The following is a 22309-nucleotide window of genomic DNA, read 5'->3' on the forward strand; positions in this document are numbered from 1 at the left end:
GGAGCCCCGCACATGCTGCTCGAAGTGCGCGACCTGCACGTGGAATTCAAGACGCGGGACGGAGTCGCCAAAGCCGTCAACGGGGTCAACTACTCCGTGGCCGAGGGCGAGACCCTCGCCGTGCTCGGCGAGTCCGGCTCCGGCAAGTCGGTCACCGCCCAGGCCGTCATGGGCATCCTCGACATGCCGCCGGGCCGCATCGCGGGCGGCGAGATCCTCTTCAAGGGCAAGGACCTGCTGAAGATGAAGGAGGAGGAGCGCAGGAAGGTCCGCGGCGCCGAGATGGCCATGATCTTCCAGGACGCCCTGTCCTCCCTCAACCCGGTCCTGAGCGTCGGCGCGCAGCTCGGCGAGATGTACGAGGTCCACCGCGGGATGTCCCGCAAGGACGCCCGGAACAAGGCCGTGGAGCTGATGGACCGGGTGAAGATCCCGGCGGCCCGGGAGCGGGTGGGGGACTACCCGCACCAGTTCTCCGGCGGCATGCGCCAGCGCATCATGATCGCCATGGCGATGGCCCTGGAACCCTCGCTCATCATCGCGGACGAACCGACCACCGCCCTGGACGTCACCGTCCAGGCCCAGGTCATGGACCTCCTCGCCGAGCTCCAGCGCGAGCTCAACATGGGCCTGATCCTGATCACCCACGACCTCGGCGTGGTCGCCGACGTCGCCGACAAGATCGCCGTCATGTACGCCGGCCGGATCGTCGAGGCGGCCCCCGTCCACGAGATCTACAAGAGTCCCGCCCACCCGTACACCCGCGGCCTGCTGGACTCCATCCCGCGCCTGGACCAGAAGGGCCAGGAGCTGTACGCCATCAAGGGCCTGCCGCCCAACCTGCTCGCCATCCCGCCCGGCTGCGCCTTCAATCCGCGCTGCCCGATGGCCCAGGCCGTCTGCCGCACCGACGTACCGCCGCTGGCCGAGGTCGGACCGGGCCGCGCCAGTGCGTGCTTCTTCTGGAAGGAGTGCCTCGGTGGCTGAGTCCATCCTCGTGGTGGAGGACCTGGTCAAGCACTACCCGCTGACCCAGGGCATCCTCTTCAAGAAGCACGTCGGCGCCGTCAAGGCCGTCGACGGGGTCTCCTTCGACCTGCGGGCCGGCGAAACCCTCGGCATCGTCGGGGAATCCGGCTGCGGCAAGTCCACCGTCGCCAAGATGCTGGTCAACCTGGAACGCCCGACGGCGGGTTCGATCACGTACAAGGGCGAGGACCTGGCCAAGCTCTCCGCCAAGGGTCTCAAGGCCGCGCGCCGCAACATCCAGATGGTGTTCCAGGACCCGTACACCTCGCTGAACCCGCGCATGACCGTCGGCGACATCATCGGCGAGCCCTACGAGATCCACCCCGAGGTCGCCCCCAAGGGCGACCGCCGCCGCAAGGTCCAGGAGCTCCTGGACGTCGTCGGCCTCAACCCGGAGTACATCAACCGGTACCCGCACCAGTTCTCCGGCGGCCAGCGCCAGCGCATCGGCATCGCCCGCGGACTCGCCCTCCAGCCGGAGATCATCGTCGCCGACGAGCCCGTCTCCGCCCTCGACGTCTCCGTGCAGGCCCAGGTGGTCAACCTCCTGGAGCGCCTCCAGGACGAGTTCAACCTCTCCTACGTGTTCATCGCGCACGACCTCTCGATCGTCCGGCACATCTCCGACCGGGTCGGCGTCATGTACCTGGGCCGGATCGTCGAGATCGGCACCGACACCCAGATCTACGACCACCCCACCCACCCCTACACCCAGGCACTGCTCTCCGCCGTTCCGGTCCCCGACCCGGAGGCCCGCGCGGGCCGCGACCGGATCATCCTCTCCGGCGACGTGCCCTCCCCGGCCAACCCGCCCTCGGGCTGCCGCTTCCGCACCCGCTGCTGGAAGGCCGAGGCGCGATGCGCGTCCGAGGTCCCGCTCCTGGAGATCCCGGCCTTCCTCCCCGGCGGCCCGGCGGCCCACCCCTCGGCCTGTCATTTCGCATCCGAGCGGGCCGCCCTTCCGCCGGGACCGCCGCCCGCACCGCCGTCGGGATCACCGCCGGGAGCACAGCCGCAATCACCGACCAAGGAGTGAGCTCAGGGCCTCCAGGACCGCTCATTTTTCGCCACAGCTGTGAACGGCACCACGGTTCCTTCACAACTCGGTTTACATGCAGGCAACTTGACCGTTTCTGTCCCGAGATCTGGGCCGGGCAGCCTGGATTCGTGCGGCCGTGCGGGTGCCGACAGCCGGCCGGGGAGGCGTACAGCTTCCCCGGCCGGCACTCCTGTGACCCCGGACGTGCGCGGCGTGCGCCCCTCGTGCTGCCGGAATCGATCGATGTGGCGGTACGGATAGTTATGATCCGTAGCGCACGGTGGGTATGACTCTGCCGAGCACCGAGTTGCGAGTACGCGAACCCGATGTCCGCTCGACGTGGAGGTGAAACGCCGTGGCACTATCGATCTCGGCCGTGGTGCTGCTGGCAGTCGTCGTCTTCCTGCTGGTCCGGCGTTCGGGCCTGAAGGCGGGTCACGCAGTGGTCTGTGTACTGCTCGGCTTCTACCTGGCGAGCTCGACCGTGGCTCCGACGCTCTCCCAGCTGACCAACAACGTGGCGAGCATGATCAGCGGCCTCAAGTTCTAGCGGCGTTCCGGGTCCGTGGGCCGGGCCGCCGTTTCTCGTAGGGTTACCCCCATGAACGGTCTTCCCGCCCGTCGGCTCCTGCTCGTGCACGCGCACCCGGACGACGAGTCGATCAACAACGGCGTCACCATGGCCAAGTACGCGGCCGAGGGCGTCCATGTCGCGTTGGTGACCTGCACCCTCGGCGAGGAGGGTGAGGTCATCCCGCCCGGCCTCGCCCACCTGACGGCCGACCGCGAGGACACCCTCGGCGCCCACCGCGTCGGAGAGCTCGCCGAGGCCATGAAGGAACTGGGCGTCGCCGACCACCGCTTCCTCGGCGGCCCCGGCCGCTTCCGCGACTCCGGGATGATGGGCGCCGAACAGAACCGCCGGCCCGGCGCCTTCTGGTCCGCCGACGTGGACGAGGCCGCGGGGTACCTCGTGGAGGTGATCCGCGAGCTGCGCCCCCAGGTCCTCGTCACCTACGACCCGGACGGCGGCTACGGCCACCCCGACCACATCCAGGCCCACCGCGTCGCCACCCGCGCCGCCGAACTGGCCGCGGAGCCCACGTACCGCCGTGACCTCGGCGCACCGCACACCATCGAGAAGTTCTACTGGAACCGCGTCCCGCGCACGGTCGTCGAGGAGGGCTTCGCCCGGCTCCGCGAGGCCGGGAGCGAGGTGCCCTTCCCGGCGCCGGCCGCGCCGGACGACGTGCCGGGCGTGGTGGACGACGAGCGGATCACCGCCGAGATCGGCGGGGACGAGGCCGCGGAGCAGGCGTTCGTGGCGGCCAAGACGGCCGCGATGCGCGCCCACGCCACCCAGATCGCGGTGGACGGGCCCTTCTTCGCACTCTCCAACGACCTGGCGCAGCCGCTGTTCACCCACGAGTACTACGAGTTGGCCGCCGGCCGGCCCGGCGTCCCGGCGGGCGAGCGCGAGCGCGACCTCTTCGCGGGGGTCCGGGCATGACCGGCACGTGGAACGCGGGGCGGATCGCCGCCCTGCTGGGCCTGTTGGCGGCCGGAGCGCTGACCGGCGTGGCCGGCTGGCTCGTCGTCGACCTGTGGTTCCCGGGCGGACTGGTGCTCGCGCTCCTCGCGCTCTTCGGCCTGTTCCTCGGCGCCCGCATCGCGCTGGGCACCGGCATCGGAGTCGGGGCGGCCACCGCGGGCTGGTTCCTCTCCTACGTGATCCTCGGCGTGCCCCGGCCGGAGGGGGACTTCCTGCTCGGTTCGTCCGGAATCGGCATGTACGCCTACCTTTTGGGTGGAGTGGTGCTCGCTGTGATGTGCGCCACGATGAACATCGCGGGGGACCGGCCGCTTTCGGCCGCCGGCAACGCCAAGTGACGCGGCGTCGGCCGCGCACGACGCCTTGACGAGCCGCTCGGACGGTGCCTGCGCGGACCCCCGGCAGCCGGGCGACAGGTGCTCAGGGGGTGCGCGCCGGGGGCGCGCGGGAGATCAAGGGGACCCCTTCGTTCCCGGCGGCCGGGTACGCGAGGGCGGTGGCCAGTATGGTGGACCGGCCGCCGAGCTGCCCGCGCACGCTATGACGGGCGGCGGAGCCGATCGGGAGAACCTGCCTTGAGCCGTGAAACTGACAGTCCGTCCTCCGGGCCCAACGGGCGCGGCACGGCGGCGTACCCCTCGGGTGCGCCGCCGTACGGATCAGGCCAGTATCCGTCCACGACAGTGCCCCCCGGTCCGGGCGCGGCGACCATCCCGGAGGAGAGTTCAGTGACCGCACCGCCCGCGAAGCCGTCCACACCCGATTCCGACGGGCCGAAGACGGAGACCCAGCTGACGACCCGGATCCGGATCAACATCCCGGGTTCGCGGCCGATTCCGCCCGTGGTCGTACGCCAGACCATGCCCGAAGCCGAGGCCGGGCAGGCGCCCGAGCCCGCAGCCGCCCCGCCGGCCGCGCCGGAGCCGGCTCCGGCCGAGGACCCGACCAGCAACTGGTTCGCACCGCGCAAGGCGGGCACCGCGCCCGCCCCGGCGCAGGCCCCGGCCCAGGCCGGCGGCCCGCGCTTCGACGGGCCCGCGCAGCAGGGCTTCGCCCAGGGCCCGGCCGGGCCGCGCCCGGGCGCGCCGATGGGCCCCGGCCCGGGCGCGCCGATGGGCCCCGGCCCCGGTGCCCCGATGGGCCCCCGCCCCGGCGGTCCGGGCCCCGCCCCGGCCCAGGCCGGTGGCCCGCGCTTCGACGGGCCCGCGCAGCAGGGCTTCGCCCAGGGTCCCGCCGGGCCGCGCCCCGGTGCGCCGATGGGCCCCGGCCCCGGCGGCCCCGGTGTCGGCCCCGGCTACCCCGCACCGCCCGCCGGACCCGGCGGCCCCCGTACGGGTGCCCCCGCGGGCCCCGCGCAGGGCCCCGGTGCCGGTCCCGCCGGGCCGCCCGTGCCGCAGCCCGGCCCCGGAGCCGCCTACGGTCCCGGCTCCGGCTCCGGCCCCGTCGCCCAGGCCCTGGGAACCCCCGTCCCGCCCGCCCCGGCCTGGCCCGGCACCGGCCCCGGCCGTAGCCCGGACGGGCCGACCGGCGGGCCCGCGCTGGGCTCCGTACCGGAGCCGAGCTGGCCCGGCCCGGAGCTGGACTCCGCCGGACATCCGCAGCCCGCGCCCACCCCGGTGCCCGCGAACAGGGCCAAGGCCCCCGCGCAGGCTCCGGCGCGGCCCGCCAAGAAGGGCCGCAACAAGCTGGTCCTGGTCGGCGGAGCCCTCTTCACGCTGTGCGGCGTGGCCTACGGAGCCGGTCTGCTCCTCAACCACTCCGACGTCCCCAAGGGCACCACCGTCATGGGCGTCGACATCAGCGGCAGCCGCGACGAGGCCGTCGCCAAGCTCCAGACGTCCTTCGGCAACCGCGCCGCCACCCCGCTCCGGCTCACCGTCGGCGGAAAGCCGGTCGAGCTGAAGCCCGAGAAGGCCGGCCTGAGCCTGGACAGCCAGACCACCGTCCGCAACGCGGCGGGCAGCGACTACAACCCCTTCACGGTCATCGGCTCGCTGTTCGGCAGCGAGCGCAAGGCCGAGGCCGTCCTGCCCACCGACGAGGAGAAGCTGCGGGTCGCCCTCCAGGAGCTCGCGGGCACCGCCGGCTCCGTCACCGAGGGCACCATCACCTTCGACACCGGCAAGGCCCTCGCCGTCCCCGGCAAGCCCGGTTCCACGCTCGATGTGGACGCCTCCGTCGCCCTGGTCACCAAGGCCTTCAGCGACATGGTCGGCGGCGTCCAGGCCGCCCCCGCCGTACTCCCGGTCGCCACCAAGGACCCGGTCGTCGACCAGGCCGAACTGGACCGGGCCATGAAGGAGTTCGCCCAGCCCGCGATGTCGGCACCGGTCCTCGTCAAGGCGGGTACCAAGTCCATCCCGCTCGGCGCCAAGTCCCTGCCGAAGATCCTGAGCATGCAGGTCGTGGACGGCCACCTCGTCGAGAAGTACGACCTGGAAGCCCTCAAGACGGCCTACGGGAACACCTTCGACGGAGTCCTCATCATGCGCGGCACCGGCGAGAAGACCGCCGTCACCCCGCAGGACGTCGCCGGAGTCCTCGGCAAGGCCCTGCGCGGCAAGACCACCGCCGAACGCACCGCGGTCATCCCCACCAACCCGAGCTGACCCCCCGCAGCCCCAACCCGGAGCCCCTCCCCGAACCAGGGGCAGGGGCTCCGGGCCAATCCAGCCGTCCGGCGTTTGAGGACCGGGGTCTGGGGCGGAGCCCCAGAGGGGGTCCGGGCGCAGCCCGCAGCGGGGACTTCGCCCCGCGCGGCGTAAGCCGGGCCGACGGGCTAGTTCAGCAGGGCCCGCGCCGCCATCGCCTCGGCACGAATCCGCACCGCGGAAGGCGGATCGATCACGTCCACGACCACCGCGTAGGACTCCATCTCCGCCGCCCCCGCCACGAACTCCCCCCGCTCCACGAGCAGCTTCGCCCGCTCGTACCGCAACGCCGCGGGATGCGAGGGCAGCAGCAGCGCCAGGTCCAGCGCCCACAGCGCCACCCCCGAATGCTCGGGCCGCGACGAGGCCCACGCCCGGATGTTGTTCAGGATCCGCAGCACGATGTCCATCGTGCGGGCGGCGGTCCGCGGCCCGGCCGCCAGCTCCGCCGGACCCGCGCCCAGCGAGGCGCCCCCCGCGAAGGGGTCGACGACCACACCCTCCTCCGGATCCCCGAAGCCCACCACGAAGTGCCCCGGCAGGGCCAGCCCGTACACCGGAGCCCCGGCCCGCCGGGCCACCTCCAGCCACACCACGGACAGCAGGATCGGCAGCCCCCGGCGCCGCCGCAGCACCTCGTGCAGCAGCGAGGACGAGAGCCGGTCGTAGTCGGCCGGCGTGCCGTGGAAACCCATCCGCCCGCCCAGCAGTTCGGACACCGCCGACGCCCACGCGCGAGCGCCCCGCAGCCCGTACGGCAGCATCCCCGCCAGCCGGTCCAGCTCGATCTGCGCCCAGTCCATGGCCCGTTCGTCGAGCTCCGGGTCCCCCTCCGCGGCCAGCAGCAGGCACAGCACGGCCAGGTCGGGCCGCTCCGCCCGCGCCTCGGCCGCGAACCGCTCCCGCCAGAGCGAGGTCACGCCGCCGCCCGGCGGTAGTGGTGGTAGGAGTGGTGCGTACCGAAACCCATCCCCTCGTACAGCGCCCGGGCCCCGGTTTTGTCGCTCTCCACCTGGAGCCAGGCGGCCGAGGCGCCCTCCTCCAGCGCCCGCCGCGCCAGCGCCGCCATCACGGCCGAGGCGAGCCCGCGGCGCCGGTGCTCCGGGTCGACCTCGACGGCCGCGAACCCGGCCCACCGGCCGTCCACCACGAGCCGCCCGATCGCCCGGCCGGGCAGCGCCGCGAACCACACCGAGGGCCCCGCCGTCAGGACCCGGCGGGCGGTCTCGGGGTCCTTCACCCGTCCGTAGCGGGAGAGCCACTCCTCGTCCGGAGTACGGGTCAGCCGTACGCCCGCGACCACGGACTCGTCCACGGCCAGGTCCCCGACCGCCGCCAGAGCGCCGACCCGGACCTCCGCCGACACCTCGCGGATCCAGCCCCGGTCCTCCAGCTCCGCGCACAGCAGCTCCTGCGTGCCCGCGGCCCCCGTGGCGGTCTGGAGGTAAGGCGCAAGACCCCTCTGCGCGTACCAGGAGGTCACTCGCGCGAGTGCATCGTCCAGCGGGGTCCCGGGATCGCCGAGCGGCAGCACGGAGTTGGCCCGGCGGGTGAATCCGCCCGCCGCGCGCAGCGTCCACTCGCCCAGCGGCTCGCTCTCCAGCGGCACCCAGGCCCGCGCGCAGACCCGCGCGAGCTCCTCGAAGGAGGCCGCGGGCCCCCTGCGCCGGGCCGGCGCGGACGGTACGACCTTGCCCGCCACCAGCGAGGATTCCGCGATGCGGACGGACTCGCCGGACTTCCGTGTGATCGTCACCACACCCGAGTTCCAGGATGTGAGAACCCCTACGGTGTCCGTGAAACAGGGGGCTCCGGTCGAGCCGTGCTCCACCCGTCGCACAGAGACGCGTTTACCCACGTCAGCGGGTGTAATCCGGATCTCCAGCCGTCCACCGGCAGTGATTTCCACAGCTCTGTCCGCCCCTCCTGTTCGGATCGTGCCCGGGAACGGAGATACTAGAGGCGGGCATCGACGACGCCGCGCTCCCGCGCGATATGGAAAGCCCTTATGAGGAGGAACGAGAGCGTGACCTACGTCATCGCGGAGCCTTGTGTCGACGTCAAGGACAAGGCATGCATCGAAGAGTGCCCCGTCGACTGCATCTACGAGGGCCAGCGGTCCTTGTACATCCACCCGGACGAGTGCGTCGACTGTGGTGCGTGTGAGCCGGTCTGCCCGGTCGAGGCCATCTTCTACGAGGACGACACTCCGGAGGAGTGGAAGGACTACTACAAGGCGAACGTCGAGTTCTTCGACGAGCTCGGTTCGCCCGGTGGTGCTTCCAAGCTCGGCCTGATCGAGCGCGACCACCCCTTCATCGCAGCGCTTCCGGCGGACATCAACCCGAGCCACTGACGGTCCGGTACCGCCCCACGCGTGTCCCTCGGTCCCGTACGGCTCGCAGCCGCACGGGACCGAGGTGTTTTGACGAAGAAAATCCTGGAAAGCACGGAACACCCGGAAAGCGAGCACGCAACGTGGCCGCAGTCTCAGCCCGTCTCCCCGTCTTCCCCTGGGACAAGCTGGAGCCGTACAAGGCGACGGCGTCGGCCCACCCGGACGGGATCGTAGACCTCTCCGTCGGCACCCCGGTCGACCCGGTGCCGGAGCTCATCCAGCGCGCCCTGATCGAGGCCGCGGACTCCCCGGGCTACCCCACGGTGTGGGGCACCCCCGCCCTGCGCGACGCGATCACCGGCTGGGTGCGCGGCCGCCTCGGCGCGAGCGCCGCCGGACACCGCAACGTCCTGCCCGTCGTCGGCTCCAAGGAACTGGTGGCCTGGCTGCCCACCCAGCTGGGCCTCGGCGCCGGGGACCAGGTCGCGTACCCCCGGCTCGCCTACCCGACGTACGAGGTCGGCGCGCGGCTGTGCGGCGCCGAGCCGGTGGTCTACGACGACCCCACCACCGATCTCGACCCGGCCCGCGTGAAGCTGCTCTGGCTCAACTCCCCGTCCAACCCCACCGGCAAGGTCCTCCCCAAGGAGGAGCTCGTACGGATCGTGGCCTGGGCGCGCGAGCACGGAATCCTCATCTTCAGCGACGAGTGCTACCTCGAACTGTGCTGGGAGGCCGAGCCCGTCTCAGTCCTGCACGACGAGGTCTGCGGGGGCTCGTACGAGGGCATCGTCGCCGTCCACTCGCTCTCCAAGCGGTCCAACCTGGCCGGCTACCGGGCGGCCTTCATCGCCGGTGACGCCGAAGTCCTGGGCGAGCTGCTCCAGATCCGCAAGCACGGCGGCATGATGACCCCGGCCCCCGTACAGGCGGCCACGGTGGCGGCCCTGGGCGACGACGCACACGTCGAGGAGCAGCGGGTGCGCTACGCGGCCCGCCGCGAGGTGCTGCGCACGGCCCTTCAGGCGCACGGCTTCCGCGTCGAGCACAGCGAGGCCAGCCTGTACCTGTGGGTGACCCGGGACGAGCCCTGCTGGGACACGGTCGCCCACCTGGCCGAGCTCGGCATCCTGGTCGCCCCCGGCGACTTCTACGGCGAGGCGGGCGCGCACTTCGTCCGCGTGGCCTTCACGGCCACGGACGAACGCGTCGGGGCGGCGGCCAAGCGGCTGGCGCCGTAGCCGGTCCGCCCGCGCTCGCGAGGGATGCGCGGACAGCCCGAGGGGCCCGGGAGTTCGTGCTCCCGGGCCCCTCGGCGTTTCGTGGCGGCGGCTGCTAGCCGAGGCCGGGCAGCCCGCCCGGGAGACCGCCGGGCAGGCCGCCCGGCAGTCCGCCGCCCGGCAGTCCGCCGCCGGCGAGCGGCAGCCCGGCCAGCAGGCTGCCGGCGGCGCCGGCCACCTCGTCGGTGGGCGCGGCCGCCGGCAGGGTGGAGGCGTCCGGCACGGCCTCGGTGGCGGTGTCGCCCGCGGCGGCGACCGTCGCGTCCGGCGCGGTGAGCGCGCCCAGCTGCGGCACGGACTCCAGGCCCGCGGCGCTGGCCGCGCCGGCCGCACCGACCACGGGCGCTGCCCCGGCTGCGAGGAGCAGCGCGGCACGGGCGATCCGACGGGTCAGGGGGAGGGACATGTTGCTCCTAAGCGGTAGCGGCTGAGTACGCCGTGACAACCGCTCGGAGGGGGGCGCGAGTTGCGGAGCCGGTGGGTAAAGGATCAGTAACGGATCGTTTAATCGGCTTCCGCGCCGACCGCTCGGAACGGGCGCCGACCTGCGGTTTTCCGCCCGGCGGGAGCCTCGTGTCCGCCGTACGGGTCACCCCCGTACGGGGGACGGGTCGTACGCCCGTCCACCGGCGACTCAGCCGTGCAGGAAGATCCGTACCCGGCCCGGACCCGCGGCGCCGGCATCCCCGGCGCCGTTCCCGGCGCCCGCCGCGCCCCGCTCCCGCCACCGGTCGCCGTCCTGGCCCGCGACCCAGGACTCGCCGTCGTACGAGACCCGCGTGATCCCCAGCTCGCGGGAGCCGGCCACCGCCCACTGCGCGAGCACCTGACCGGTCCGCGCCGCCCGGTCCCCGCCGCCGGGCTTCGCCACCAGGGTCACCTCGGACTCGGCGGGCGCCCCCGCGCCCTCCCCGGCACCCTTACCGGACGCCGGATCGCCCGGATCGCCCGGATCGCCCGCGTCCGCGGGCAGCGTGTACAGGGGGTTCTTGCCGAGCAGCCGGGTCAGTTCCGCCCGGACCTTCGCAGGATCGCCGGACCGGGCGGGCGCGGGCCCGATGCAGGTCAGGTGGCCACCGCCGGTGAAGGCCGAGGTCAGCACGGTGGCCTCCGGCTCGTGCTTCGCGTAGGCCTGCGGGAAACCGCTCAGCTGCACCCTCTGCGCCGCCACCGTCAGCGGGAGCCGCGAGTACCCCTTGATCTCGGCCAGCCGGTCGTAGAAGATCCCGGCCGAGTACACGGGGTCCATGATCTGGTCCGGGGTGCCCCAGCCCTGCGAGGGCCGCTGCTGGAACAGGCCCAGCGAATCGCGGTCGCCGTGATCGAGGTTGCGCAGGGCCGACTCCTGCATGGCGGTCGCCAGCGCGATGGTCACGGCCCGGTCGGGCATCCCCTTGGAAACCCCGACCGCGGCTATCGTCGCCGCGTTCGAGGCCTGCTCGGGGGAGATCTCGTCGAACTGGCCGGAGCCCTTCGCGACGCTCTTCCCGTCGGCCGAAGCCGTGCAGTAGGGCACACCGCCGTTGTCGTTCGACTCGCGCTGCACGACGAAGTACCCGGCCACCGCCGCCAGCACCAGGAAGCCCGCGGCCCAACGGATCGGGCGACGGCGGCGGCGAGGGCGGGGGAGATCGGTCTGCGGCACGCCGCCCACCGTACTTGAGCCATATGACGCGTCCATCGGCCGGACGGACAAGGCTTCGCCGCAGCCCGGGGCGTTAGGGTCAGCTCCATGTCCGAATCCGAGCTGGACCTCACCCTGGACGCCGCCGAGCTGACCGCCCGGCTCGTCGACATCCCCTCCGTGAGCGGCGACGAGAAGGTACTCGCCGACCTCGTGGAACACGCCTTGCGCGGCCTCCCGCACCTGACCGTGGACCGCTTCGGCAACAACGTGGTCGCGCGCACGCACCTGGGCCGCCCCGAACGCGTCGTACTCGCCGGGCACCTCGACACCGTGCCGATCGCCGACAACGTGCCCTCCCGCCTCGACGAGAACGACGTCCTGTGGGGATGCGGCACCACCGACATGAAGTCGGGCGTCGCCGTACAACTGCGCATCGCCGCCACGGTCCCCGAGCCCAACCGCGACCTCACCTTCGTCTTCTACGACCAGGAAGAGGTCGCCGCCGACCTCAACGGCCTCGGCAAGGTCGCCGAAGCCCACCCCGACTGGCTGACCGGCGACTTCGCCGTCCTCCTCGAACCCTCCAACGCCGAGGTCGAGGGCGGCTGCCAGGGCACCCTGCGCGTCCTGCTCCGCACGGCCGGCGAGCGCGCCCACTCCGCGCGCAGCTGGATGGGCTCCAACGCCATCCACGCGGCGAGCCCGATCCTGGCCAAGCTGGCGGCGTACGAGCCCCGCAAGCCCGTGATCGACGGCCTGGAGTACCACGAGGGCCTCAACGCGGTCCGCATCGACGGCGGCGTCGCCAACAACGTCATCCCGCACGCGTGCACGGTCACGGTCAACTTCCGCTTCGCCCCCGACCGGACCACGGACGAGGCCATCGCCCACGTCCGCGAGGTCTTCGCGGACTGTGACATCGACGAGTTCGTGATCGACGACCTGTCGCCCGGCGCCCTCCCCGGCCTCTCCCACCCGGCCGCCGCGGCCTTCATGGAGGCCGTCGGAGGACACGCCATGCCGAAGTTCGGCTGGACGGACGTCTCCCGCTTCAGCGCCCTGGGCGTCCCGGCGGTCAACTACGGCCCGGGCGACGCCCTGCTGGCCCACAAGGCCGACGAGCGGGTGGAAACGAAGGCGATCCTCCACTGCGAGGAACGACTCCGCGCCTGGCTGACCTCCTGAATTCCGCTTCTCGTCACCTTTGTGCGCCTAACCTGATCCAACGATCAGCAGGAGGGAGCACATCATGGGCAACCCTGAAGGGTCCGCTCGTCGTCGGCCCGAGGAGCAGCAGCTCGGGCCGGTGCTGAGGAGGCGGGGCCAGGTGCAGGCCGGCAGTACGACGGACCAGCGGCTGCTGGATTCGGCCGGGCCCTCCGAGTGGGTGCACACCGATCCGTGGCGGGTCCTGCGCATCCAGTCGGAGTTCATCGAGGGCTTCGGCACCCTGGCGGAGCTGCCGCCCGCGATCAGCGTGTTCGGCTCCGCGCGGACACCGGTGGGTTCGCCGGAGTACGAGGCGGGCGTGCGGATCGGCGGCGCGCTCGTGGAGGCCGGCTTCGCGGTGATCACCGGCGGCGGCCCGGGCGCGATGGAGGCGGCCAACAAGGGCGCGCGGGAGGCCAACGGCATCTCGGTGGGCCTGGGCATCGAGCTCCCCTTCGAGCAGGGGCTCAACCAGCACGTCGACCTCGGGCTGAACTTCCGCTACTTCTTCGTCCGCAAGACGATGTTCGTGAAGTACAGCCAGGGCTTCGTGGTCCTGCCGGGCGGCCTCGGCACCCTCGACGAGCTCTTCGAGGCCCTGACCCTGGTCCAGACGCAGAAGATCACCCGCTTCCCGATCGTGCTGTTCGGCACGGCGTACTGGAGCGGGCTCATCGACTGGCTGAAGGGCACGGTCATCGCCCAGGGCAAGGCCTCGGAGAAGGACCTCTACCTGTTCCACGTCACCGACGACGTGGACGAGGCGATCGCGCTCGTGACGAAGGAAGTCGGCAGGTAGGACCCGCCGCGCGGGCTGTTACGCCAGCCCCCGGCGGGCGACCGCCGGGGGACGGTGGCCCTGGATGGAGCGGACCATGTCGAGGATCTGCTTGGTTTCCGCGACTTCGTGGACGCGGTAGACCTGGGCGCCCAGCCAGGCCGAGACGGCCGTCGTGGCCAGGGTGCCCAGGAGGCGTTCCTTCACGGGCTTGTCGAGGGTCTCGCCGACGAAGTCCTTGTTGGAGAGGGAGACCAGGACCGGCCAGCCCGTCTCCGCCATCTCCGAGAGGCGGCGGGTGGCCTCCAGGGAGTGGCGGGTGTTCTTCCCGAAGTCGTGGCCCGGGTCGATCATGATCGACTCGCGGGGGACGCCCAGGGCCGCCGCGCGCTCGGCCAGACCGACCGTGACGCGCAGGATGTCGGCCATCACGTCCTCGTACTCCGTCCGGTGCGGCCGGGTCCGCGGCTCGACCCCGCCCGCGTGGGTGCAGACGATGCCCGCGCCGTGGCGCGCGGCGACCTCCGCGAGCTTCGGGTCCACCCCGCCCCACGCGTCGTTCAGCAGATCGGCCCCGGCCTCGCAGACCGCCTCGCCGACCTCGTGCCGCCAGGTGTCGACGCTGATCACCACGTCGGGGTGGCGGCGGCGGACCTCGGCGACGAAGCCCACCGTGCGCCGGGCCTCCTCCGCCGCGTCCACGTGCTCGCCGGGACCGGCCTTCACCCCGCCGATGTCGATGATCGCGGCACCCTCGGCCACCGCCTGCTCGACCCGGTCCAGGGCCGGCTCGTCGCGGAAGGTCGCTCCCTGGTCGTAGAAGGAGTCAGGGGTCCGGTTCACGATGGCCATGATCACCGGCTCGTGGTCGTCGAACTCGCGCCTGCCCAGTCGCAGCATCCTGCTCTTTCCTCCTTCGGCGACCCTTGCGCCTCGCCAGCGACCTTAACCTGGTGGCCGGAGTCTCTCAGGGGAGTTGATCGTGTTCGCGTTCTTGCTCATCGCGCTGGTCGTGGTCGTCGCCGGAGTCACCCTCGCGGTGGCCGGCGGAGGGTCCGAGGCCGTGCTGCCGGAGGCCGAGCCCGACCGGCTGTCCGACGCCCTGCCGGAGAACCGTCCCGTCGTACGGGCGGACATCGACGAACTGCGTCTGCCCGTGGCCCCGCGGGGCTACCGGATGGCCGACGTGGACGACGTACTGGAGCGGCTGGCGGCGGAGCTGGCGGAGCGCGACGCGCGGATCGCCGAGCTGACTGCTGCGGCCGCGCCCGCTTCCGCGCCCGCTTCCGTGCCTGCTTCCGGTTCCGCCGACGGCTCCGTGGACCTGACCAAGGGCGCCGAGAAGTGAGCGGAGTGCTCGCCGGTCCCGACGGGGGTCTGCGGTGCCCCTGGGGGCTGGCCACCGAGGACTACGTCGCGTACCACGACACGGAGTGGGGCCGTCCGGTCCACGGAGACGACGCGCTGTACGAGCGGCTGTGCCTGGAGGCCTTCCAGTCGGGGCTGTCCTGGCTGACGATCCTGCGCCGCCGCGAGGGGTTCCGCAACGCCTTCGCGGGCTTCGAGATCGCCCAGGTGGCGGAGTTCGGGGCGGCGGACGTGGAACGGCTCCTCGCCGACGAGGGGATCATCCGGAACCGGGCCAAGATCGAGGCGACCCTCGCCAACGCCAAGACCCTGGCCGGGTGGGAGGCGGGGGAACTCGACGCCCTGATCTGGTCCCACGCCCCGGCGCCCGGGCGGGCTCCGAAGAGCACCACCGAGATTCCGGCGGCGACCCCGGAGTCCACGGCCCTGGCCAAGGCCCTGAAGAAGGCGGGCATCCGCTTCGTGGGCCCCACGACGGCCTACGCCCTGATGCAGGCCTGCGGCCTGGTCAACGACCACCTGGCCCGCTGCGTGGCCCGCGACCTGCCCTGACCCGGCTGCGCGGGTGCGGGCTCCGCCCCGGGGAACGGTGGAAGGGCGGGTCGGGGACCTCGCCCCGCGCAGCGGCAACCGCACCCGCGCAGCGGTGCCCGTACCCGCCCGGCGGAGCCGCTAGCGGCCCAGGTAGCGGGGAGCTCGCTTCGCGAGGAAGGCCTCGACGGCGATGCCGTGGTCCTCGGAGGCCCCTGCCCGGGCCTGGAGGACGTCCTCGCGGTCCAGGGCGTCGGAGAGCGACCGGGAGGCCCCGTACGCCAGGGACTCCTTCAGCGCGGCGTAGGCGACCGTCGGGCCCTCGGCCAGCCGCCGGGCCACGGCCAGCGCCTCGGCCGCCAGCTCCTCCGAGGGGACGACGCGGTTCGCGATGCCGAGTTCCAGTGCCTCCTGGGCCTTCACGGACCGCGGGAAGAGCAGCAGGTCGGAGGCGCGCGAGCCGCCGATCAGGCGGGGCAGCGTCCACGAGACGCCCGAGTCGGCCGTCAGGGCGACTCCCGCGAAGGAGGTGTTGAAGGAGGCGGTGTCCGCGACCACGCGGAAGTCCGCCGCCAGGGCGAAGCCGAAGCCCGCGCCCGCCGCGACGCCGTTCACGCCCGCGACCACCGGCTTGGGCATCTCCGTCAGCGCCCGGACGATCGGGTTGTAGTGCTCCGCGACGGTGTTCATCGTCAGCGAGGAGCCGTGCTCGCGGTCGGCCGCGAGGAACCCGACGTGTTCCTTGAGGTCCTGGCCCACGCAGAACGCCCGGTTGCCGGCCGCGGTGAGCAGGACCGCCCGTACCGCCGGATCCGCGGCCGCCGCCCGGGCCGCGTCGCGCAGGGCGACCTTGGCCTCGGTGTTCATGGCGTTCATGGCCTCGGGACGGTTGATCGTGATGGTCGCGAGTCCGTCGGTCACTTCGTAGAGCACGCTGTCGGCCATGGCGGGGGTCCCCCTTCGTCGCGGGCTGGCTACCGGCCGGTACCGGCCGGTGCAAAGGTCAGCATGGCGGACCGGACCGGGGTCGGACATGTGATGTGCGTCAAATAAACGGAAGGGCATACGCGTGGCGCGGCGGCGAAGTATCGCAGGCGTGTCCCCGAAATGAGTGGTTTTGGTCAAGCGCGTTGCACAAGCGTTCCCAGCCGATGTTGGTCATCGGGTCCTGACATGCGGGATAATGGCCTGGAAGCAATGTGTTCGATGCCGGGTACTAGGCGCCTGAATGGAGCCGTCGGCTGACGATGAACTGGTTTCAGGAAGGGGAACGAGCATGGCGGCCATGAAGCCGCGGACGGGCGACGGCCCGCTCGAGGTCACCAAGGAGGGGCGGGGCATCGTCATGCGCGTACCGCTCGAGGGCGGCGGTCGGCTCGTCGTCGAGCTGACTCCGGACGAGGCGGACGCCCTGGGTGACGCCCTGAAGAAGGTCGTCGGCTGATCCCCAGGTCCACCAGGGATAACTGACAGTACTTTCGCTGCATTCTCTGCACTGCCCCGGCCGCGATCTGCGGTCGGGGCAGTGTTGTGTCCCCGGGACCCGGTCCCGGGCCGACCCAAACCCCAGACCGTGATCGCCGGAGCCGCGCCGTGACCTTCTCCCCGCCCGCTCCGCCCGCCTTCGCCGACTGCACGCCCCGCCAGAAGGCGGCCCGGGTCCTCACGGAGGTGCTGGCGCCGGCGCACCTGGTGGTGGCCCAGCTCCTGCTGATCGGCTGGCACAGCACCGGGTCGTGGTCCGGTCTCGGCTGGGGTCTGCTCGGTGCCCTGTTCTGCGGAGTGGTCCCGATCGGCATCGTCCTGCTCGGGGTCCGGCGCGGGGCGCTGACCGACCAGCACATCCGGGTGCGGCGCCAGCGGGTCGTCCCGATGGGGCTCAGCCTGGTCTCGGTCGTCGCCGGGATCACCCTCCTGCGCGTGCTCGGCGCCCCGGCCGACGTCCTCGCGCTCGTCGTCGCGATGCTCGTCGGCCTCGTCTCGTCGCTGCTGGTGACGGCCGGCTGGCAGATATCCATCCACATGTCGGTGGCCGGCGGCACCGTGATGATCCTGCTGCTGGTCTTCGGCCCGGCGCTGCTCCCCGCGGTGCTGGTCGCCGCCGGCATGGGATGGTCCCGGCTGGTCCTGAAGGCGCACACGATCCCGCAGCTCCTCGCCGGAAGCGTGCTGGGCGGTACGGCCGCGCTGACCTTCGCACTGCTGCGCTGACCTTCGCGCCGTGCGGTGACCCGCGTGGACTCAGCGGCGGACCGCGCACAGCAGGCCGTCGCCCACCGGAAGCAGGGCGGCCTCCAGGGCCGGGGTCTCGCGGACGGTGCGCAGCAGCTCACGGACCCGGAGCACCTCGACCGGCTGGGCCGCGGAGTCGACCGTACGGCCGTCGGAGAAGACCCCCTCGAAGCAGACCAGGCCGCCGGGGCGGAGCAGGCGCAACGATTCAGCGAGGTAGTCGAGGGACTCGGAGGGGTCGCCGTCGCAGAAGACGAGGTCGTACCCGCCGTCGGCCAGCCGGGGCAGTACGTCCAGGGCGCGGCCGGGGATGAAGCGGGCGCGGTTGCCCGCGAAGCCGGCGGCGCGGAAGGCCTGGCGGGCGAAGGCCTGCCGGTCCGCTTCGGGATCCACCGTGGTCAGGACCCCGTCGGCACGCATTCCGTGCAGGAGGTGGATGCCGGACACGCCGGTTCCGGTGCCGATCTCGGCGACCGCCTTCGCGTCCGCGGTGGCGGCGAGCAGGCGCAGCGCGGCCCCGGTGCCGGGGGATACGGAACGGAGTCCCGCTTCCCTGGACCGGTCTCGGGCCCATCGCAGAGCGTCGTCTTCGGCGACAAACGCGTCGGCGAACGCCCAGCTCGTCTGCCGGTTGCCGGTAATGACCCTCTCCTGTCCCCATAGTTGGCGCAACGGTGACTGTATCCGCTGGAGTCGGGAACCCGCAGATGGGACCGGGCGTTGAGAGCAGTAGAGACGCAAGAGCGGCCCGGGGCCCAGGACCCGTGCAAAGTTACTGCAAAAAAGCTTATCCAGAGCTGACGGGAGGGGTGGCTATGGTAGGGATTCCGCTGGACACCACCAGAGCCGACAGGGGAGGTGCGGCTGCGCCTGTGGATCGTGGGGGTGTCCTCCGACGCCTCTTCTGGTCGGCCGGTGAGCCGAAATCCGTGACCAACATTGCTGACCGTTTCCGCACCGTAGACACCGCAACCACCGCGACCTTCGCCGCCGATGCGGGCTCCCAGGCGTGGACCCCTCCCTCGTGGGAGGAGATCGTCAGCACGCACAGTGCGCGGGTCTACCGTCTCGCCTACAGGCTGACGGGCAACCAGCACGACGCCGAGGACCTGACGCAGGAAGTCTTCGTCCGCGTCTTCCGCTCGCTGTCCACGTACACGCCCGGCACCTTCGAGGGCTGGCTGCACCGGATCACCACGAACCTCTTCCTGGACATGGTCCGCCGCAAGCAGCGCATCCGCTTCGACGCCCTCGCCGACGACGCCGCCGAGCGGCTGCCGAGCCGGGAGCCCTCCCCGCAGCAGGTGCTGCACGACACCCACTTCGACGCGGACGTGCAGCAGGCGCTGGACACCCTCGCGCCCGAGTTCCGCGCGGCCGTGGTGCTCTGCGACATCGAAGGCCTGTCGTACGAGGAGATCGCCGCCACGCTCGGCGTCAAGCTCGGCACCGTGCGCAGCCGTATCCACCGGGGCCGTTCGCACCTGCGCAAGGCGCTCAAGCACCGGTCTCCCGAGGCCCGTGCCGAGCAGCGCGCGCTGGCCGGTGTGGCCGTGGGCGCCCCCGGCGCCGGGGGAGAGGGCGGAGCCGAGTGAGCGGGATCAGTCCGTCCCCGTCGCCTGCCGAGCAGGCTTCCTCCGCCGAACAGGCTTCCTCTGTCGAACAGCATTTGGGCGACCGGCTCGCCGCCCTCGTGGACGGGGAGTTGGGCCACGACGCGCGCGAGCGGGTGCTGGCGCACCTGGCGACGTGTCCCAAGTGCAAGGCCGAGGCCGATGCGCAGCGGCGCCTGAAGACCATGTTCGTGGAGAGCGCGCCGCCTCCGCTGTCGGCCGGGCTGCTGGCGCGGTTGCAGGGGCTGCCGGGAAGCGGCTCCGAGGGCCCGTCAGGGCCTTCCGGCCCCTTCGGCCCGCCGGCGGGAGCCGACCCCTTCGCGACCTTCGGCTACGCGTCGCCCGCGGCCGCCGCCGCGCCGCAGCAACAGGGCTTCCGGATACACGAGGTGGGCCGGCAGCGGCGCCGCTTCGCGTTCGTGGCCGCGGGAGCGGTGTCGCTCGCCGCGATCGCGCTCGGCGGCTCGCTGCCGATGGAAGCGGTCGAGCCCAATGCCCGGGGCGAGGCTCCGGCCGCGCGCACGGGACCCGTGGTCCCGGTGGCCGATGCGGTGGTCCGGGAGAACCGGCTGCCGAAGCCGGGCGCCGTGCCGACGCTCCGCTCGGTCACGCCCCTCGCTGCCTCCCCGACGCCCTCCCGCCCGGCCGGCTCCGCGCGCCCGGTGTCCCTGTACCGCTAGGGCCTGTCGTCAAACTCCCGTCTGCCTCGCCCTTCGGGCGACTACGGGAGTTTGACGACAGGCCCTAGCGGACGGGCCCCGGGCCGTCCAGGCCGTCTCCTTCGGATCTTGGGCCGGCCCGCCTGTCAGTCCTGTCTCGGTCCTGTCGCCGTCCCGCCTGTCCGGCCCGCCGGGGCGGGCGGCACGGGCGACCTGGTTGAATCTCCGCCAGATACGCCGCCCCGGGCGGCCGGCGGAGAGCGACAGGCAGGCGGGGAGCACCCATGTCCGACAGTCAGCAGACCGATCCGGCGGCGGATCCGGTTCCCGGCCTCCTGCCCCGGTGGTGGAGCCGGCCCGCGGATCCCGTCGGCGCGCACGAGGCATCCGTACCGGCCCCACGGGCCGAGTCGCCCGCGGATCCGGACCCGGATCCGGTGGCCGCGCCGGCCCCCGCCCCGGTGCCCCGGTGGTGGAGCCGGCCCGCGGATCCCGTCGGCGCGCACGAGGGATCCGTACCGACCCCGCGGACCGTGCCGGACACGGATACGGACACGGGCACGGAGCCGCGGTACGACCCGTGGGGTGCGCGGCCGCTCCAGGCGGTGGACCGCGGCCGGGCGGGGTCCCGCCGGATCCGGCTGCGTCAGGGCATCGTCCTCGCTCTGGGGACCGCGCTCCTGGCCGGGGGCATCGGCGGCTACGCCGGCGTCCTCGCCGAGCGGCAGGCCGGCACCCGCCTCGAACTCCCGCAGGCGGCCAAGGCCGACCGCGGCCGTGCTCCCGACAGCGTCGCCGGGATCGCCGCCACCGCGCTGCCCGGCGTGGTCACCCTGCACGTCAACGGCGCGGAGAACAGTTCGACCGGCACCGGCTTCGTCCTCGACGGGCAGGGCCACATCCTCACGAACAACCACGTGGTCAACGGGGCCCGGAGCATAACGGTCACCTTCAGCACCGGTGAGAGCGTGGCCGCCGAGCTGGTCGGCGGCGACACCGGATACGACCTGGCCGTCGTCAAGGTCGACGGGGTACGGGGCCTGCGGCCGCTCGCGCTCGGCAACTCCGAGAACGTCGAGGTCGGCGACCCCGTCGTGGCCATCGGGGCCCCCTTCGACCTGTCCAACACCGTCACCGCCGGCATCATCAGCGCCACCGGCCGCCCCATCACCGCAGGCGGCGACAAGGGCGACGGCAGCGACGTCAGCTACGTCGATGCCCTGCAGACCGACGCCCCCATCAACCCCGGCAACTCCGGCGGACCCCTCCTCGACGCCAAGGCCCAGGTCATCGGCATCAACAGCGCCATCCGCGGGGGCGACGGCGGGGACAGCTCCGGACAGCAGCGCGGCAGCATCGGCCTCGGCTTCGCCATCCCGGTGAACCAGGGCAAGCGCGTCGCGGAGGAGCTGATGCGCACCGGCCGCGCCACCCACCCCGTCATCGGCGTCACCCTGGACATGGACTACCCCGGAGACGGGGCCCGGGTGGGGGAGAAGAAGGGCGAGGACGGGAAGCCGACCGTCACCGCGGGCGGGCCCGGGGCCCGCGCGGGGATCAGGCCGGGCGATGTGATCACCAAGGTGGACGGGGTACGGGTGCACGGCGGCGACGAGCTCGTGATCAAGATCCGCGCCCACCGGCCGGGCGACCGGCTCACCCTCACCGTGCTGCGCGAGGGCCGGGAGCGCACGCTGGAAGTGGTCCTCGGCTCGGCGAACGGATCGTGACGGGCGGGTGAAAGCCGAATCCGTCCGGTAATCAGCCGGTCCTGATGTATTGGCCTGCGGACCGGGCCGGGTACCGTGTGACAGGCCTGACGTGAAGAGAGCCGAGGAGCGGGGCAAGGTGTTCAACGACATAGGCGCACTCGAGCTGGTCACGATCGTGGTGCTCGCCATTCTCATCTTCGGCCCGGACAAGCTGCCCAAGGTCATCCAGGACGTCACGGGCGTCATCCGGAAGATCCGCGCGTTCTCCGACAGCGCGAAGCAGGACATCCGCTCCGAGCTCGGCCCGGAATTCAAGGACTTCGAGTTCGAGGACCTGAACCCGAAGAACTTCATCCGCAAGCAGCTGACCGAGAACGAGGACCTGAAGGAGATCCGGAGCAGCTTCGATCTCCGCAAGGAACTGAACGACGTCACCGACGCGGTCAACGGCAAGGAATCCGAAGCGGCCGCGGCCGCCGGCGGAGCCCTCCCGGCCGCCACGCCGGGCGCCGGACCGGACATGGTCAAGAAGCCCGCGACCCCGGCGCAGGAGCAGCTCACGCGCTTCGACGCCGACGCGACCTGACGCCACCCGGGACCACGCGCGCGCCTGCCTGCCCGGTGAACCGCGGTCGGATGGCTATCCTCCTTTGAGTCCGGACCCAGGACGCCCGAGGGGGGTGGGCCGTTC

General features: G+C 72.4%; 25 protein-coding genes. 18 read left to right on the forward strand and 7 right to left on the reverse strand.

Going from position 1 to position 22309, the window contains the following annotated elements:
* The first annotated feature begins 12 nt into the window (after nt 1–12).
* The 6 genes from OG247_RS27805 (at nt 13) to OG247_RS27830 (ending at nt 6229) form a co-directional block, all read left to right on the forward strand.
* A complete protein-coding gene (locus tag OG247_RS27805) occupies nt 13–987 on the forward strand; it encodes an ABC transporter ATP-binding protein (protein WP_327254788.1) in 975 nt (324 codons plus the stop codon).
* The gene (locus tag OG247_RS27810) at nt 980–2065 is read left to right on the forward strand and encodes an ABC transporter ATP-binding protein (protein WP_327254789.1); all 1086 of its coding nucleotides are present in this window, start codon (nt 980–982) and stop codon (nt 2063–2065) included. The genes OG247_RS27805 and OG247_RS27810 overlap by 8 nt, the downstream gene beginning before the upstream one ends.
* A gap of 358 nt (nt 2066–2423) precedes the next feature.
* The gene (locus OG247_RS27815; RefSeq protein WP_250741735.1) at nt 2424–2618 is read left to right on the forward strand and encodes a hypothetical protein; all 195 of its coding nucleotides are present in this window, start codon (nt 2424–2426) and stop codon (nt 2616–2618) included.
* A 51-nt stretch (nt 2619–2669) separates the two neighbouring features.
* The gene (gene mshB, locus OG247_RS27820; RefSeq protein WP_327254790.1) at nt 2670–3578 is read left to right on the forward strand and encodes an N-acetyl-1-D-myo-inositol-2-amino-2-deoxy-alpha-D-glucopyranoside deacetylase; all 909 of its coding nucleotides are present in this window, start codon (nt 2670–2672) and stop codon (nt 3576–3578) included.
* Nucleotides 3575–3958: a DUF6113 family protein gene (locus OG247_RS27825; protein ID WP_327254791.1), complete on the forward strand. Its 384-nt coding sequence runs from the start codon at nt 3575–3577 to the stop codon at nt 3956–3958. The genes mshB and OG247_RS27825 overlap by 4 nt, the downstream gene beginning before the upstream one ends.
* Before the next feature lie 237 nt (nt 3959–4195).
* Nucleotides 4196–6229 (forward strand): hypothetical protein, encoded by a 2034-nt coding sequence (locus tag OG247_RS27830; protein ID WP_442813424.1) that lies wholly within the window; start codon nt 4196–4198, stop codon nt 6227–6229.
* A 170-nt stretch (nt 6230–6399) separates the two neighbouring features.
* Here OG247_RS27830 and OG247_RS27835 read toward each other — a convergent pair whose 3' ends face one another.
* Nucleotides 6400–7191, reverse strand: a complete 792-nt coding sequence (locus tag OG247_RS27835) for a transglutaminase-like domain-containing protein (RefSeq protein WP_327254793.1) — start codon at nt 7189–7191, stop codon at nt 6400–6402.
* Nucleotides 7188–8180, reverse strand: coding sequence for a GNAT family N-acetyltransferase (locus tag OG247_RS27840; RefSeq protein ID WP_327254794.1), 993 nt, complete (start codon nt 8178–8180; stop codon nt 7188–7190). The genes OG247_RS27835 and OG247_RS27840 overlap by 4 nt, the downstream gene beginning before the upstream one ends.
* Nucleotides 8181–8297: 117 nt before the next feature.
* Here OG247_RS27840 and fdxA point away from each other — a divergent pair, with 117 nt between their 5' ends.
* Together fdxA and dapC are read left to right on the forward strand one after the other, a co-directional pair.
* Complete coding sequence (gene fdxA / locus OG247_RS27845) at nt 8298–8627, forward strand: ferredoxin (protein ID WP_030868357.1); 330 nt, start codon at nt 8298–8300, stop codon at nt 8625–8627.
* A 122-nt stretch (nt 8628–8749) separates the two neighbouring features.
* Nucleotides 8750–9850 (forward strand): succinyldiaminopimelate transaminase, encoded by a 1101-nt coding sequence (gene dapC / locus OG247_RS27850; protein WP_327254795.1) that lies wholly within the window; start codon nt 8750–8752, stop codon nt 9848–9850.
* 94 nt (nt 9851–9944) lie between these two features.
* Here the strand turns inward: dapC and OG247_RS27855 are convergent, their stop codons facing one another.
* Both OG247_RS27855 and OG247_RS27860 read right to left on the reverse strand, forming a co-directional pair.
* The gene (locus tag OG247_RS27855) at nt 9945–10295 is read right to left on the reverse strand and encodes an ATP-binding protein (protein WP_327254796.1); all 351 of its coding nucleotides are present in this window, start codon (nt 10293–10295) and stop codon (nt 9945–9947) included.
* 228 nt (nt 10296–10523) lie between these two features.
* Nucleotides 10524–11534, reverse strand: coding sequence for a hypothetical protein (locus OG247_RS27860; protein WP_327254797.1), 1011 nt, complete (start codon nt 11532–11534; stop codon nt 10524–10526).
* A gap of 87 nt (nt 11535–11621) precedes the next feature.
* On the opposite strand from OG247_RS27860, the gene dapE reads away from it, so the two are divergent.
* Entirely contained in the window at nt 11622–12701 is a 1080-nt protein-coding gene (gene dapE, locus OG247_RS27865) for a succinyl-diaminopimelate desuccinylase (protein ID WP_327254798.1), read from the forward strand.
* Nucleotides 12702–12765: 64 nt separating this feature from the next.
* Nucleotides 12766–13524, forward strand: coding sequence for a TIGR00730 family Rossman fold protein (locus OG247_RS27870; RefSeq protein WP_327254799.1), 759 nt, complete (start codon nt 12766–12768; stop codon nt 13522–13524).
* A gap of 18 nt (nt 13525–13542) precedes the next feature.
* On the opposite strand, the gene folP is transcribed toward OG247_RS27870, so the two are convergent.
* Nucleotides 13543–14403, reverse strand: coding sequence for a dihydropteroate synthase (gene folP / locus OG247_RS27875; RefSeq protein ID WP_327254800.1), 861 nt, complete (start codon nt 14401–14403; stop codon nt 13543–13545).
* Between the two features lie 76 nt (nt 14404–14479).
* Between folP and OG247_RS27880 the strand changes: the two genes are divergently transcribed.
* Both OG247_RS27880 and OG247_RS27885 read left to right on the forward strand, forming a co-directional pair.
* Complete coding sequence (locus OG247_RS27880; protein WP_327254801.1) at nt 14480–14851, forward strand: DivIVA domain-containing protein; 372 nt, start codon at nt 14480–14482, stop codon at nt 14849–14851.
* On the forward strand, nt 14848–15423 hold the full coding sequence (locus OG247_RS27885; RefSeq protein WP_327254802.1) for a DNA-3-methyladenine glycosylase I: 576 nt from the start codon (nt 14848–14850) through the stop codon (nt 15421–15423). The genes OG247_RS27880 and OG247_RS27885 overlap by 4 nt, the downstream gene beginning before the upstream one ends.
* 120 nt (nt 15424–15543) lie before the next feature.
* Here the strand turns inward: OG247_RS27885 and OG247_RS27890 are convergent, their stop codons facing one another.
* Nucleotides 15544–16347, reverse strand: a complete 804-nt coding sequence (locus OG247_RS27890) for an enoyl-CoA hydratase/isomerase family protein (protein ID WP_327254803.1) — start codon at nt 16345–16347, stop codon at nt 15544–15546.
* Between the two features lie 331 nt (nt 16348–16678).
* Here OG247_RS27890 and OG247_RS27895 point away from each other — a divergent pair, with 331 nt between their 5' ends.
* Nucleotides 16679–16846, forward strand: coding sequence for a DUF3117 domain-containing protein (locus tag OG247_RS27895; protein WP_003966491.1), 168 nt, complete (start codon nt 16679–16681; stop codon nt 16844–16846).
* 149 nt (nt 16847–16995) lie between these two features.
* On the forward strand, nt 16996–17613 hold the full coding sequence (locus OG247_RS27900) for a hypothetical protein (RefSeq protein WP_327254804.1): 618 nt from the start codon (nt 16996–16998) through the stop codon (nt 17611–17613).
* A gap of 30 nt (nt 17614–17643) precedes the next feature.
* On the opposite strand, the gene OG247_RS27905 is transcribed toward OG247_RS27900, so the two are convergent.
* Nucleotides 17644–18306 carry an O-methyltransferase gene (locus OG247_RS27905; RefSeq protein WP_250741749.1) on the reverse strand — a complete coding sequence of 221 codons (663 nt, stop codon included), beginning with the start codon at nt 18304–18306 and terminating at the stop codon, nt 17644–17646.
* A gap of 143 nt (nt 18307–18449) precedes the next feature.
* Here OG247_RS27905 and sigE point away from each other — a divergent pair, with 143 nt between their 5' ends.
* From sigE to OG247_RS27925, 4 genes are all read left to right on the forward strand, one after another.
* Nucleotides 18450–19229 (forward strand): RNA polymerase sigma factor SigE, encoded by a 780-nt coding sequence (gene sigE / locus OG247_RS27910; RefSeq protein ID WP_243335949.1) that lies wholly within the window; start codon nt 18450–18452, stop codon nt 19227–19229.
* Nucleotides 19226–19927, forward strand: a complete 702-nt coding sequence (locus OG247_RS44890; protein ID WP_442813425.1) for an anti-sigma factor family protein — start codon at nt 19226–19228, stop codon at nt 19925–19927. Before sigE ends, OG247_RS44890 begins: the two co-directional genes overlap by 4 nt.
* Before the next feature lie 263 nt (nt 19928–20190).
* Complete coding sequence (locus OG247_RS27920) at nt 20191–21636, forward strand: S1C family serine protease (protein ID WP_327254805.1); 1446 nt, start codon at nt 20191–20193, stop codon at nt 21634–21636.
* 118 nt (nt 21637–21754) lie between these two features.
* Nucleotides 21755–22204 carry a sec-independent translocase gene (locus OG247_RS27925; RefSeq protein WP_327257652.1) on the forward strand — a complete coding sequence of 150 codons (450 nt, stop codon included), beginning with the start codon at nt 21755–21757 and terminating at the stop codon, nt 22202–22204.
* Nucleotides 22205–22309: the final 105 nt, after the last annotated feature.

It is taken from the genome of Streptomyces sp. NBC_01244, assembly GCF_035987325.1.
GTDB lineage: Bacteria > Actinomycetota > Actinomycetes > Streptomycetales > Streptomycetaceae > Streptomyces.

Bases quoted from the DNA above. Each gene is read 5' to 3' on its own strand.
- OG247_RS27805 (WP_327254788.1), top strand. From the start codon at position 13: ATGCTGCTCGAAGTGCGCGACCTGCACGTGGAATTCAAGACGCGGGAC.
- mshB (WP_327254790.1), top strand. From the start codon at position 2,670: ATGAACGGTCTTCCCGCCCGTCGGCTCCTGCTCGTGCACGCGCACCCG.
- OG247_RS27825 (WP_327254791.1), top strand. From the start codon at position 3,575: ATGACCGGCACGTGGAACGCGGGGCGGATCGCCGCCCTGCTGGGCCTG.
- OG247_RS27855 (WP_327254796.1), bottom strand. From the start codon at position 10,295: ATGTCCCTCCCCCTGACCCGTCGGATCGCCCGTGCCGCGCTGCTCCTC.
- dapE (WP_327254798.1), top strand. From the start codon at position 11,622: ATGTCCGAATCCGAGCTGGACCTCACCCTGGACGCCGCCGAGCTGACC.
- OG247_RS27870 (WP_327254799.1), top strand. From the start codon at position 12,766: ATGGGCAACCCTGAAGGGTCCGCTCGTCGTCGGCCCGAGGAGCAGCAG.
- folP (WP_327254800.1), bottom strand. From the start codon at position 14,403: ATGCTGCGACTGGGCAGGCGCGAGTTCGACGACCACGAGCCGGTGATC.
- OG247_RS27890 (WP_327254803.1), bottom strand. From the start codon at position 16,347: ATGGCCGACAGCGTGCTCTACGAAGTGACCGACGGACTCGCGACCATC.
- OG247_RS27895 (WP_003966491.1), top strand. From the start codon at position 16,679: ATGGCGGCCATGAAGCCGCGGACGGGCGACGGCCCGCTCGAGGTCACC.
- sigE (WP_243335949.1), top strand. From the start codon at position 18,450: ATGGTAGGGATTCCGCTGGACACCACCAGAGCCGACAGGGGAGGTGCG.
- OG247_RS27920 (WP_327254805.1), top strand. From the start codon at position 20,191: ATGTCCGACAGTCAGCAGACCGATCCGGCGGCGGATCCGGTTCCCGGC.